At 41.1% G+C, this 12,365-nt stretch carries 12 protein-coding genes; 10 read left to right on the top strand and 2 right to left on the bottom strand.

Annotated features, from left to right (window positions below; translation table 11 throughout):
- Positions 1 to 15 precede the first annotated feature (15 nt).
- The 8 genes from DWV68_RS02030 (at position 16) to DWV68_RS02060 (ending at position 6,416) form a co-directional block, all read left to right on the top strand.
- On the top strand, positions 16 to 1,305 hold the full coding sequence (locus DWV68_RS02030; protein WP_118639108.1) for a bifunctional folylpolyglutamate synthase/dihydrofolate synthase: 1,290 nt from the start codon (positions 16 to 18) through the stop codon (positions 1,303 to 1,305).
- On the top strand, positions 1,302 to 1,442 hold the full coding sequence (locus DWV68_RS14515) for a hypothetical protein (protein ID WP_022244427.1): 141 nt from the start codon (positions 1,302 to 1,304) through the stop codon (positions 1,440 to 1,442). The genes DWV68_RS02030 and DWV68_RS14515 overlap by 4 nt, the downstream gene beginning before the upstream one ends.
- Before the next feature lie 22 nt (positions 1,443 to 1,464).
- The gene (locus tag DWV68_RS02035; protein WP_118088242.1) at positions 1,465 to 2,847 is read left to right on the top strand and encodes a tetratricopeptide repeat protein; all 1,383 of its coding nucleotides are present in this window, start codon (positions 1,465 to 1,467) and stop codon (positions 2,845 to 2,847) included.
- A gap of 210 nt (positions 2,848 to 3,057) precedes the next feature.
- Entirely contained in the window at positions 3,058 to 3,384 is a 327-nt protein-coding gene (locus DWV68_RS02040) for an STAS domain-containing protein (RefSeq protein ID WP_117840527.1), read from the top strand.
- A 17-nt stretch (positions 3,385 to 3,401) separates the two neighbouring features.
- Positions 3,402 to 3,833: an anti-sigma F factor gene (spoIIAB, locus tag DWV68_RS02045; protein ID WP_117697634.1), complete on the top strand. Its 432-nt coding sequence runs from the start codon at positions 3,402 to 3,404 to the stop codon at positions 3,831 to 3,833.
- 7 nt (positions 3,834 to 3,840) lie between these two features.
- Complete coding sequence (locus DWV68_RS02050) at positions 3,841 to 4,563, top strand: SigF/SigG family RNA polymerase sporulation sigma factor (protein ID WP_118056454.1); 723 nt, start codon at positions 3,841 to 3,843, stop codon at positions 4,561 to 4,563.
- 116 nt (positions 4,564 to 4,679) lie between these two features.
- Positions 4,680 to 5,624: a magnesium transporter CorA family protein gene (locus DWV68_RS02055; RefSeq protein ID WP_118664991.1), complete on the top strand. Its 945-nt coding sequence runs from the start codon at positions 4,680 to 4,682 to the stop codon at positions 5,622 to 5,624.
- A 21-nt stretch (positions 5,625 to 5,645) separates the two neighbouring features.
- A complete protein-coding gene (locus tag DWV68_RS02060; protein ID WP_242988688.1) occupies positions 5,646 to 6,416 on the top strand; it encodes an HAD family hydrolase in 771 nt (256 codons plus the stop codon).
- Here DWV68_RS02060 and DWV68_RS02065 read toward each other — a convergent pair.
- The gene (locus tag DWV68_RS02065) at positions 6,379 to 7,260 is read right to left on the bottom strand and encodes an AraC family transcriptional regulator (protein ID WP_118056452.1); all 882 of its coding nucleotides are present in this window, start codon (positions 7,258 to 7,260) and stop codon (positions 6,379 to 6,381) included. The two genes, DWV68_RS02060 and DWV68_RS02065, sit on opposite strands and share 38 nt — an antisense overlap.
- A 171-nt stretch (positions 7,261 to 7,431) precedes the next feature.
- Between DWV68_RS02065 and DWV68_RS02070 the strand changes: the two genes are divergently transcribed.
- Positions 7,432 to 9,687, top strand: coding sequence for a glycogen/starch/alpha-glucan phosphorylase (locus DWV68_RS02070; protein ID WP_118056451.1), 2,256 nt, complete (start codon positions 7,432 to 7,434; stop codon positions 9,685 to 9,687).
- Positions 9,688 to 9,774: 87 nt separating this feature from the next.
- Here DWV68_RS02070 and DWV68_RS02075 read toward each other — a convergent pair whose 3' ends face one another.
- Positions 9,775 to 10,698 (bottom strand): 30S ribosomal protein S1, encoded by a 924-nt coding sequence (locus DWV68_RS02075; RefSeq protein WP_118664898.1) that lies wholly within the window; start codon positions 10,696 to 10,698, stop codon positions 9,775 to 9,777.
- A 687-nt stretch (positions 10,699 to 11,385) separates the two neighbouring features.
- On the opposite strand from DWV68_RS02075, the gene DWV68_RS02080 reads away from it, so the two are divergent.
- Complete coding sequence (locus tag DWV68_RS02080) at positions 11,386 to 12,342, top strand: tetratricopeptide repeat protein (RefSeq protein WP_197420795.1); 957 nt, start codon at positions 11,386 to 11,388, stop codon at positions 12,340 to 12,342.
- Positions 12,343 to 12,365 lie beyond the last annotated feature (23 nt).

The following is a 12,365-nucleotide window of genomic DNA, read 5'->3' on the forward strand; positions in this document are numbered from 1 at the left end:
AAAGTGGTGACAAAAATGACTTATGAAGAGATTTGCAATTATATATATGAAATACCAAAGTTCACAAAGAAAAACAGTTTAGAGCATACGAAAGAAATGCTGCAGAGACTTTCTATCAGAGAGCATCAGTTTGAAATCATCCATGTGGCAGGAAGCAATGGCAAAGGAAGTGTCTGTGCATTTATCAATCAGGTGCTGGTGGAACATGGATGTGAAGTGGGACTCTTTACTTCTCCGCACCTTGTATGCATGGAAGAACGTTTCGTAATCAATGGCGAAAAGTGCAGCCAGGAAGAATTTGTAGAAAGCTTTGAGGCAGTGCAGAAGGTGGTAGAGCAGATGGAAGCAGAAGGACTGCCGCATCCAGCATTTTTTGAATATCTTTTTGCCATGGGCATGTATCTTTTTCAGAAGCGGAAAGTACATTATCTTATTTTAGAGACCGGACTTGGCGGAAGGTTAGATGCAACGAATGTATTTGAGGAACCGTTGCTTACGATTATTACATCTATCAGTCTCGAGCATACACAGATTTTAGGAGATTCCATTGAAGCAATTGCAGGAGAAAAGGCAGGGATTATCAAAGAAGGCGTTCCTGTTATCTTTGATGGAAGTAATGAAACAGCGGCAGAAGTGATAAGGCAGACTGCAAGGGCAAAAAGAGCACCTTATTACTGTATTTCTTTAGAAAGTCTTAAAATTCATAAAATAACCGGGAAAACTATTGATTTTTGTTATACCAATGGGTATGATGTTGTTGATTTGAAAATCCCGTTTCCGGCAGAATATCAGATGATGAATGCGTCACTGGCATATCGGGCGTTATCTGTCCTTCAGGTGGAAACCGGAATTGGAAAAGCAGAGATTATCTCTGCAATGGAACATACCAGATGGATGGGCAGAATGCAGCAGGCAGAGCCATTTATCTATTTTGATGGAGCACATAATGCAGATGGTATTGCCCACTTTGTGAAAAATGTGCAGAAGATTGCGGAAGAAAAGCCAGTTCTTCTTTTTTCCATGATGGAAGAGAAGAATCATAAAGAAGCAGTAAAAGTACTGTGCAAGGAAGTTTCGTGGGATAGTATTGTACTGACCCGCATCCCGGACAGCCGTGGAATTGACCCATTGAAATTGCAGGATGAATTTATGGCAAACGGCCGGGAAACAGTAGTAATAGAAGACTGTGCACAGGCATACAGATATGTAAAGGAATACAGGAAGGACAACCAGATGGTATTCTGTGCGGGTTCCCTGTATTTGATTGGAGAATTGGAAAAGATAGCAGGAGGAAATGAAGCATGATAGATTTTGAAGAAGAATTAAAGAAATTCAAACCAAGCCTGGAAGTAGAAGAGGCAGAGGAAGCTATTTACAATCAGGACTTAACGGATATGACAGACATTTTAAGAGAAATGATGAAAGAAGCAAGACGACAGTAGAATTCGTTAAGTGAGGTAAAGTATGAAATGTTATAATTGCGGAGCAGATCTGACAGGGGACAACCGTTGTCCGAACTGTGGAATTGATGTAAAAGTATATAAGAAAATTGTGATGACCTCTAATTATTATTATAATCAGGGATTAGAGCGAAGCAATGTCCGTGATTTATCCGGAGCGATTGAAAGTCTTAAGAAGAGTCTTCGGTTTGATAAGACGAACATTCAGGCAAGAAATCTCCTGGGACTGGTACTTTTTGAGACCGGTGAGGCGGTATCTGCCATGGGTGAATGGGTAATTAGTAAGAGCCTTCAGCCAAAGGATAATGATGCAGGACGTTATCTGGACGCTGTGCAGAAGAATCCGGCACAGTTAGAAACGGTAAATCAGACCATTAAGAAATACAATCAGGCATTGTTATATTGCAGACAGAATAGTACAGATCTTGCAATTATCCAGTTGAAGAAGGTATTGTCCTTAAACCCGAGACTGGTAAAGGGACATCAGCTGCTGGCTCTTTTGTACATGAAAGAGAATAAATTCGAGCAGGCAAAGAAGTCATTGCGGGCAGCTATGAAAATTGATTCCAGCAATACGATTACACTGCGTTACATGAAAGAGACCAATCAGATGCTGCGCAGTGCCAACAGCGGTAAGAAGAAAAAGAAAGAAGATGACCTTATTTCCTATAAGAGTGGAAATGACCTCATTATCCAGCCGACAAAATTCAAAGATACTTCAGGTTTTGCCACGATACTGACCATTTTGCTTGGGGTGGCAATTGGTGTTGCAGTCACCTGTTTCCTTGTAGTGCCAAGTGTAAGACAGAAGGCAAAGAGTGATGCCAATACATCAGTGGTTCAGGCAAATGATACCATAACCACGAAGAATCAGCAGATTACCAATCTGGAAAATCAGATTGATGACCTGAACCAGCAGGTGTCTTCTGCAAAAAGCGATTCCGAGGAGACTTCCAATAAGATTAACAGCTATGACCAGCTGCTTTCAGCATATAAATCCTTCCAGGAGGGAGATATTACAGCAGCAGGAGATGCACTTTCCGGTGTGAAGGAAGAAAACCTTTCCGATACCGCAAAGGAAATTTATCAGAATATCAACGCAACTGTAAATGACCAGTATCTTCAGGTGACTTATGCAGACAGTTATCAGGCATACAGTAATTATAACTATGAAGAAGCGAAGAACGGATTTGAAAAGGTAGTAGAGATGGATGAGGCATACCAGGATGGCAATGCGATTTATTATCTGGCACAGACCTACCGGAATTTGGGCGAGAATGAAAAAGCCATCGAATACTATCAGAAAGTGATTGATGGTTATCCGAATACGGAACGTGCAGCCAATTCTTCCCGCTATCTGGAAGAATTACAGAATGCAGAACAGTAACAGAATAAAGAAAAACAGTTTACAAAAGACGTCAGGCAGATTGCCGGGCGTCTTTTGTAGTTTACAGGAAATTGCTTTCCTGTAAACTACAAAACGCACCGCGAGGATGCACACTGCGGCGTATAAGGTAGATGTCGCAAGCGACCGCCGCAGGCGCGGGAATGTGCCAGGGCAGATTCTTTTTTCGTAATGTATATGGAGGATAGAAGAATGGAATTTAAGTATGAATTAGAAAATGGATGTCTTACCATCCGGGTACCAAAGGAGTTGGATCATCATTGCGCCACACAGCTGCGGGCAGAGGCAGATTTACTGATTGATTCTTACCGGGTTAACAAACTGGTTTTTGATTTTGCCGGTACAGAATTTATGGACAGCTCAGGGATTGGCGTGGTAATCGGAAGGTGCCGGAACATGAATTACAGCGGCGGAAAAGTGGTGGCAGAGAATATGAATGAGCGGATCCGGAAAATTTTTGTGGTATCAGGTCTGCATAAACTGGTTCAGATGAAAGAAGGGGAGAAGAAGGAGGTATGAAAATGGAGGCTGTAAATATGGAAAGAAGAAATGAGATGAAACTGGAATTTGAGGCATTATCCGTAAATGAAGGATTTGCCAGAGTAGCGGTAGCAGCATTTTGCGCCCAGATGAATCCCACACTGGATGAGTTAGAGGATATTAAAACTGCGGTATCGGAGGCGGTAACCAATGCCATTATCCATGGCTATGAAGAAAAGGAAGGAACGGTAGTGATGCAGTGCTGTCTTTCCGGAAGTACCGTACATATTACCGTAAAAGACAGCGGGAAGGGAATTGCGGATATTGAACGGGCAAAGGAGCCGTTTTTTACGACAAGGCCGGAGCTGGAACGGTCCGGTATGGGCTTTTCTTTTATGGAGGCTTTCATGGATGAAGTAGAAGTACGTTCAAAGGTCGGAGAAGGAACTGTTATAAAAATGAAAAAAAATCTGGTGCGGGAAAGTTAAGTGGAGAATGGAACAGACAATTGCTTATATCAAACGGGCACACAAAGGGGATAAGCAGGCAAGAGATACGCTGGTGCTTGGAAATCAGGGACTGGTCTGGAGTGTGGTACAAAGATTTTTAGGAAGAGGACATGATAAAGAAGAACTGTTTCAGATCGGATGCATTGGACTGATGAAGGCAGTGGATAAATTTGATGTAAGTTATGAGGTATGCTTTTCCACTTATGCAGTGCCGGTGATTATGGGAGAAATCCGCCGCTTCCTGAGGGATGATGGCATGGTGAAGGTCAGCAGGAGCATGAAAGAAAAAGGCTATCTTATCAGCAATGCAAGAAAGGAACTGACAGACATGCTTGGAAGGGAGCCGGAGTTAAAGGAACTGGCAGAAAAAACCGGGCTTTCGGAGGAAGAGATTGTCCTTGCAGTGGAAGCCAATGGAGAAGTAGAATCCATTTACCAGAGCGTCTATCAGTCAGATGGCAGTGAAATCTATCTATTGGACCGGTTAAAGGATAAGAAAAATGCGCAGGAAGAACTGGAAAATAAGCTTCTGATAGAAGAATTGCTGCAACAGTTATCCGGAAGGGAGCAGCAGCTGATTAAGATGCGTTATTTTGAAAATGCCACGCAAAGCCAGATTGCAGCAAAGCTTGGCACCAGTCAGGTGCAGGTCAGCCGCATGGAGAAGAAAATATTACTGCAGATGAGAAAATACATGAGTCAGGGTTGACAAACAAAGGGGGTGGAAATATACTAAAAAAGGATTAAGTGAGATTCCCTTGTCAAAGTGTTCCGGCTTTGATGGGGATTTTTTTTACAGGAAATGAAGAGAAAGGAAGTGGAAAGATGATTAAGTACTATTGCAGTGAACAGAACCGTATCACCGAAATTGAATCACCAGGGGAGGATTGCTGGATTTCCCTTGTAAATCCAACAGAGGCAGAAGTCGCAGCAATGGTAAATCAGTATGGAATTGATGCAGATGCCATGCGTTCTGCACTGGATACGGACGAGCGCTCGCGTATTGAAACAGACGAGAATTATACCATGGTATTGGTTAATATCCCGAATATTGAAACCCATAATGATAAGGAACTTTATGATACCATTCCACTTTCTATTTTTGTGGTAAAAAAAGCAGTCATTACAGTAAGTCTTGAGAAGACTCCGATATTAGAAGCATTTGCCAATGGCACGGTGCGGGATTTTAATCCTGCCATGCGTTCCCGCTTTGTGCTTCAGATTTTGTACCGGACATCCTCTCTTTTCTTACAGTACTTAAGAAGTATTGACCGCCAGAGTGAAATTGTGGAAAACAAGCTGCACAAGTCCACACAGAACCGGGAGTTAATCGAGCTTTTGAAACTGGAAAAGAGTCTGGTTTACTTTACGACAGCACTCCGCTCCAATGAGGTGGTACTGGAAAAATTATTTAAAAATGACAATATTAAAAAATATCAGGAAGATGAAGAACTTCTTGAGGATGTTATTGTTGAAAACAAGCAGGCAATTGAGATGGCAAATATTTACAGCGGCATTTTGAGCGGAATGATGGATGCTTTTGCATCAGTTATTTCCAACAATCTGAATGTGGTAATGAAGGTGCTTGCCATAATAACAGCTGTACTTTCTGTTCCGACTATGATATTCTCAGCGTATGGCATGAATGTGGCTGCAAAGGGAATGCCGTTCGCAGAGAGTCCTTATGGATTTGTTGTTATCGTATTAATTGCAGTGGTATGCAGTCTTATTGTTGCATTAATCTTTGCTAAGACAAAGATGTTTAAATAAAAGCAGGAAATGGAAGGTAATATGTACGACAATTATGTGTTTGACCTGTATGGAACACTGGTAGATATCCATACAGAGGAAAACGATGCTAAGGTATGGGAAAAACTGAGTCTGTTTTACGGATTTCATGGAGCTTTATATGCCCCGCAGGAATTACAGGAATCTTATCTGGCATTGATTCAAAGCAAAGAGACAGATTTAAAGGGAGAGTTGGAAAAGGAGCCACACTATGCCCATGAGGCATTTCCGGAGATTCGCATTGAAGAAGTATTCAAAGAGCTTTATGCGAAGAAGGGGATAAAGGCTGAGGATGCGCTGGCAGTTCATACCGGACAGTTCTTCCGGGTACTGACCATGGAGTATGTGCGGATTTATGATGGCGTAAGAGAATTATTAAAAGCATTGAAAAAATGTGGTAAAAAGGTATATCTTTTATCCAATGCCCAGAGAATCTTTACGGAATATGAGATGAATTATTTGGATATTACAAAATATTTTGACGATATTTTAATTTCATCCGATTATGGAACCAAGAAACCAGACATCCGCTTTTTTGAACAACTGATAGAGAAGTATCATCTGGATGTGAAGAAAACACTGATGATAGGAAATGATGTGCGCTGTGACATCAACGGGGCCAAAGAGGCAGGCCTTGACACTTTTTACATTCATTCGAATATTTCTCCAAAAGATGACCAAAAGCCGGACAGTACCTATTACCTGCCTGCAATGGATATGAAAAAAGTAAAAGAACTTATCCTGCAAAACGCTTTCGGTACTCACGGGGTGTAACATAAAAGCGTTTCTTAAACAGCCGGTTGAAGTAAGAGAGGTTGTCAAAGCCTACTTCAGCGGCAATGTCTAATATAGAAGCTTCAGACGAAATAAGCAGCCGGCTGGCCATGGTCAGCCGGTAATCATTTAAATATTCTGTAAAAGTAGTTCCCATGGTATTTTTGAAAAACTTCATAAAATGAGACTGGCTTAAGTCCAGCGCATCTGCCATTTCTTCAATGGAAATTTTACTGGCATAATTTGTCTCAATATATTTAATGATGCGTTTCATCTTTTCCAGGGATTTCTGGTTCTTGCGGGAGACGCTTGTTTCGCAGCAGTTAGAGATCAGAATGGAAAAGAGCAGGAAAAGCTGTCCTTTAATCACAAGCTGGAAGGCCGGGGGATTGGTCCTGCAGACTGCATCCGCAGCATTGATACAACCGGCAACCTCGTTATAGAATGGCATACCCGGTGTAAAATGTGTGGTAAGCCGCAGTGTGCCGTCTAAAAGCGGTGTAAAGTAGCGGCTGTTACAGATGTCTGTCTGTTTGGCAAGGAGCATTTCCAGTTTAAAAATAATATTAATATATTCCATTTTGTAATCGAGATACTGTTCAATGGAATGAACCTGTCCCGGAAGAATCAGAAGAATACTTCCTTCCTGAACCGGGTATTCTTCCAAATCTACGGTAATCAGTCCGCAGCCTTTTTTGATGTAGATAATTTCCGTTTCATCATGCCAGTGGGCAGGCACCCGCTCAAAATCTAAGGGAATTGAACAGGGATAGGTGATATATGGGAAACTTTCTGAACCATGTGATTTTTTTTCCTGGTAATTTTCATATTCGAGAATATTCATGGGAAACGCCTTTCGTCAAAATGTACAAAAAAGTGATTTTTTCTAAAAATATCGAAATATGATAGTATTGTACCACTTTTGACCGGTATATTACAAGAAAATGTAAAAGAAATGTTAGATAATGCATACATAAGAGAACGAACTGAATTCAAATTTTACGGAGGGTCAAAAATGAATTTACAGGAAATCGTAACAAAGAAATATAACAAGGGAATTGCTGATTGCTCTAATGAAGAATTATACTTCGCATTATTAGAGATGACAAAAGCAATGGCTGAGAAGAAAGAAAACCACAACGGAAAGAAAAAATTATATTATATTTCCGCAGAGTTCTTAATTGGAAAACTTCTCTCCAACAACCTGATTAATTTAGGCGTATATGATGAAGTGAGAGATGTACTTGCAGCAAATGGCAAAGACATCTGTGCAATTGAAGAGGTTGAACCGGAACCATCACTTGGTAACGGTGGTCTTGGAAGACTTGCAGCATGCTTCCTTGATTCTATTGCAACATTAGGATTAAACGGTGATGGAGTTGGACTTAACTATCATTACGGATTATTCAAACAGGTATTTGAAAACAACCTTCAGAAAGAAACCAAGAATCCTTGGATTCAGGATGAAAGCTGGCTGACAAAGACAGATAAGAGCTATCAGGTACAGTTTGGTGGATTTAATGTAACTTCAAAATTATATGATATTGATGTTACCGGATATGAAAACACAACCAACAAGCTTCATTTATTCGATATCGAAACAGTAGATGAGAGCATCGTTGGGGATGGAATTGACTTTGACAAAGAGGATATCAGGAAAAACCTGACATTATTCTTATATCCGGATGACAGCGATGACAAGGGACGTCTCCTTCGTGTTTACCAGCAGTACTTCATGGTAAGCAACGCTGCACAGTTAATCTTAGATGAGGCAGTAGAAAGAGGATGTAACTTGCATGATCTTGCTGATTATGCAGTAATCCAGATTAATGATACCCATCCATCTATGGTAATCCCGGAGATGATTCGTCTGTTAATGGAAAGAGGAATCGGCATGGACGAGGCTATTGCAATCGTTTCCAAGTGTTGTGCATATACCAATCACACCATCTTAGCAGAAGCATTAGAGAAATGGCCAATCTCTTTCTTAGAGAAAGTTGTTCCACAGTTAATGCCAATCATCTACGAATTAAACAACCGTGTAGTTGCTAAATATGATGACAAGTCTGTATACATCATTGATGATGAAAAACGTGTACACATGGCTCATATGGATATCCACTACGGATTCAGCGTAAATGGTGTTGCATACCTTCATACAGAAATCTTAAAAGATTCTGAGTTAAATAACTTCTACAAGATTTATCCTGAGAAGTTCAATAACAAGACAAACGGTATCACATTCCGTCGTTGGTTATTACACTGTGATAAGGGATTGACATCCTTAATCGAAGAACTGATTGGACCAGGATTCAAGAAAGATGCAATGGAACTGGAAAAATTAGGACAGTTCGTAAATGATGATGCAGTATTAGATAAATTACTTGCAATCAAGACTGAGAACAAAGTTGTTCTTAAGAACTACTTAAAGGCAACACAGAACATCGACTTAGATGAGAACTCAGTATTTGATATTCAGATTAAGAGATTACATGAGTACAAGAGACAGCAGATGAATGCACTCTATGTAATTAACAAATATTTTGAAATCAAAGCAGGAAAGAAACCGGCAAGAAAGATTACTGCAATCTTTGGCGCAAAGGCAGCTCCGGCTTACATTATTGCAAAAGACATTATCCATTTAATTCTCTGCTTACAGCAGTTAATTGCAAATGACCCGGAAGTAAGCCCATACTTACAGGTTGTTATGGTAGAGAACTACAATGTTACTTTAGCTGAGAAATTAATCCCGGCAGCAGATATCCATGAGCAGATTTCCTTAGCTTCTAAAGAGGCATCCGGAACATCTAACATGAAGTTCATGTTAAATGGTGCAGTAGCAATCGGAACCATGGACGGAGCAAACGTAGAAATGCATCAGTTAGTAGGAGATGATAACATCTACATCTTCGGAGAGTCTTCTGACGAAGTAATTGAGCATTACGCAAAAGCTGATTATGTATCACGCAAGTATTATGATAATGATGCAGATATCAAACGTGCAATCGACTTCATCGTAAGTGATGAAATGAAAGCAATCGGAAATGCAGAGAACTTAGAGAGACTTTTCAATGAGTTAATCAATAAAGACTGGTTCATGACTCTTCCGGATTTCGAATCTTATCGTGCAAAGAAAGATGAAATGCTTGCAGATTATGAAGATAGAAAAGCATGGGCAAAAATGATGCTGACAAACATCAGCAAAGCCGGCTTCTTCTCATCTGACCGTACAATTGAGCAGTACAACAAAGATATTTGGAAATTAGACTAAATTTTGATAAAAGTATTCTCCAACCTTTAAAAACAATGAGGGACAGATAGAAATATCTGTCCCTTGTTGCGTTTTATGAAATACGACTTAGAGCTTCAATCCTTTTAACAGTGCGCCAAGGCTGGTAGAAGCACTTTCATCAGAGGTGTAGGCGGATAAGTCTTCTTTTTCTTCTGCAGAAGTATCTATCATTTCTTCTTCCAATGCGCGCATGCTTAAGCTGATTTTGCCGTCGTTGGTATTTAAAAGTTTAGCCTTTACATGCTGGCCTTCCTTTAATACTTCGGATGGTTTGTTGATACGGCGTTCACAAATCTGGGAAATGTGGACAAGTCCCGTAAGTCCGTCCCCAAGGTTGATAAATGCACCATATGGCATCAGGCTTTCCACGGTTCCTTCTACAATACTGCCCGGAACTAACATGGCAATCTTGTGATTCCTCTCTTCTGCTTCTTTTTCAAGAGCAACGGATTTACCGGAGAGCACCAGACGGTCATCTTCCTCATCTACAGTAATGACACGGACTTCTAATTCCTTTCCAACATAGCTTTCGGTATCTTCTACATAGGCTGTGGTAATCTGTGAAGCCGGAATAAATCCGCGAATGCCATAAAGGTATGCAACCACACCGGCTTTTACCGCTTCACTGACCTTTACGGTAACAACGGTTTCGTTTTCCAACAGCTCTTTTAACTTATCCCAGGCAAGCACTTCGTTGGCTTCTTTCATGGAAAGTAAAATGTTGCCTTCTCCATCATCCCGGCGGATGACCGTTGCTTCTAAGATATCTCCCGGATGAATGTGTTCGTCAATGACAAAGGATGGGTCGTTGCTGACTTCATCTGCTTTGATGATTCCCGGGGCATAATACTTTAAGTCCAATGTGATGGCGTCTTCATCCACAGAGATAACGGTTCCGGTTAAGATGTCTCCTTCGTTGATTTTCCGGAAGGAAGCCTCAAGCTCTGCTTCAAAGTCCTGCATGGTTTCTTTTGCTTCGTTTTCTGACATAGTAAAACCTCTTTTCTTATCTGATTCTGGTTGGGCGATTGCGAAAGGGGACAGGAGCTGCCAGTAAAGAAGTTTTACGGTATTCCAAGACACTGATTTTCAGATGATGAAATACCACCGTTCTAAGTGGTTCGTTTTTCTTTTTACGATAAAAACAGTCTTTTCCATGTTTGAGCAGAATCGGGACACTGTCCGTCAAAGTACGGATGCCTGATAAGGGCTGTTAGGGGCACCGGAATTTCGCCTGGCAACAGGCAACGCTGGTACAGGGATGTACCAGCGAGGCACAATTGAACATGGATGTGAATTTGTGCCGGTTGCCAGATGAAAGAAAAAGTATGCCGAAATTCCCAGTGCCCCTTGCAGACATTATGTGGCATCCGCCCTTGATGGACAGTGCCCCGATTCTGTCAAAGCAAGTGAAAAGACAGTTTATAATCAAGAAAAATAAACCACTAAGAACGGTTGGCATTTCACATCAAAGAAAATCAGATTCCCTTGGAATGCCGCAAAATTTTTTTGCCGGAATCCTTTCTGTCCCGCTTCGCAATCGCCTAACCATATGCATGAGAATAACTCATGATTTTTCTTGCAGTGTATCACAGGAAACGAAGAAAAACAAGCCGGGGCGAGGTTGAAAGAAGAACCTTAATTTGCTATACTAAAGCGGATGAAAGCGAGGCAATTATGAAGAAAATAAAATATATGGCAGTTGTACTTGCCACAGGACTACTGTTGGCCGGCTGTGAGGAGGATGAGACACAGAATAATAAAGATGCATATCGGCAGATAGGCATCAACTGTATGCAGGAGGGTGACTATGAAGGCGCCATTGATGCATTTCAGAATGCACTGGACCAGTCGCTGGCAGTTGTGGGAGAAGAAGAAATAGATACCTGTTATTATAAAGCAGCAGCACAGTATGACGCAGGAAAGAAAGAGGATGCCATTGAGACCTATCAGGCATTAATCAATTATGACAAGAAAAATGCCCAGGCATATTTCCTGTTAGGAGAACTGTACCGGAAAGAAAATGACATGGATAAAGCAAAAGAAAATTTTAATCTGGCAGCACAGTATGCCGGCAGTGACTATGAAATGTATATTGCTTTGTACCAGGAGTGTTATGCCGCAGGAATGCAGACCGAAGGTCAGGAGTATCTGAAAAAAGGTATTGAAGCAGGTGGTAAATCAGCGGAGGACTATGCCCAGAGAGGCAGAATTTATCTATTACTGGGAGATTATGATAATGCGGAAACAGAGCTTACGACAGCTATTCATAAAAAGAGCACGGAAGCTTCTTTGTATATGGCACAGCTCTATGAAGTGAAAGGCGAAGATGAGAAGGCAGCCGGATTATATAAAGAATATATTGATGAAAATCAGGATAATCCGACAGCATTGATTTGTCTGGGAGGAATGGAATTAGAAAAAGGTAATTATGACAGTGCAATAAACTATCTTAAGATGGCACTGGATTTAGATGCAGGCTCACAGAAGCAGGAGGCGCAGCGTAATCTGATACTGGCATATGAACAGAGCGGAGATTTCGCATCTGCAAAAAGCGAGATGGAGGATTATACAAAGAATTATCCGAATGACGAAGAAGCTGCCCGGGAATACTTGTTTTTGATGACACGTTAAGCAAAAAGGGCAAAATGTATGGG

The sequence above is a fragment of the Roseburia sp. AF12-17LB genome (genome assembly GCF_003479605.1).
GTDB lineage: Bacteria > Bacillota > Clostridia > Lachnospirales > Lachnospiraceae > Roseburia_C > Roseburia_C amylophila.

Bases quoted from the DNA above. Each gene is read 5' to 3' on its own strand.
- DWV68_RS02030 (WP_118639108.1), top strand. From the start codon at position 16: ATGACTTATGAAGAGATTTGCAATTATATATATGAAATACCAAAGTTC.
- DWV68_RS14515 (WP_022244427.1), top strand. From the start codon at position 1,302: ATGATAGATTTTGAAGAAGAATTAAAGAAATTCAAACCAAGCCTGGAA.
- DWV68_RS02035 (WP_118088242.1), top strand. From the start codon at position 1,465: ATGAAATGTTATAATTGCGGAGCAGATCTGACAGGGGACAACCGTTGT.
- DWV68_RS02040 (WP_117840527.1), top strand. From the start codon at position 3,058: ATGGAATTTAAGTATGAATTAGAAAATGGATGTCTTACCATCCGGGTA.
- spoIIAB (WP_117697634.1), top strand. From the start codon at position 3,402: ATGGAAAGAAGAAATGAGATGAAACTGGAATTTGAGGCATTATCCGTA.
- DWV68_RS02050 (WP_118056454.1), top strand. From the start codon at position 3,841: ATGGAACAGACAATTGCTTATATCAAACGGGCACACAAAGGGGATAAG.
- DWV68_RS02055 (WP_118664991.1), top strand. From the start codon at position 4,680: ATGATTAAGTACTATTGCAGTGAACAGAACCGTATCACCGAAATTGAA.
- DWV68_RS02060 (WP_242988688.1), top strand. From the start codon at position 5,646: ATGTACGACAATTATGTGTTTGACCTGTATGGAACACTGGTAGATATC.
- DWV68_RS02065 (WP_118056452.1), bottom strand. From the start codon at position 7,260: ATGAATATTCTCGAATATGAAAATTACCAGGAAAAAAAATCACATGGT.
- DWV68_RS02070 (WP_118056451.1), top strand. From the start codon at position 7,432: ATGAATTTACAGGAAATCGTAACAAAGAAATATAACAAGGGAATTGCT.
- DWV68_RS02075 (WP_118664898.1), bottom strand. From the start codon at position 10,698: ATGTCAGAAAACGAAGCAAAAGAAACCATGCAGGACTTTGAAGCAGAG.
- DWV68_RS02080 (WP_197420795.1), top strand. From the start codon at position 11,386: ATGAAGAAAATAAAATATATGGCAGTTGTACTTGCCACAGGACTACTG.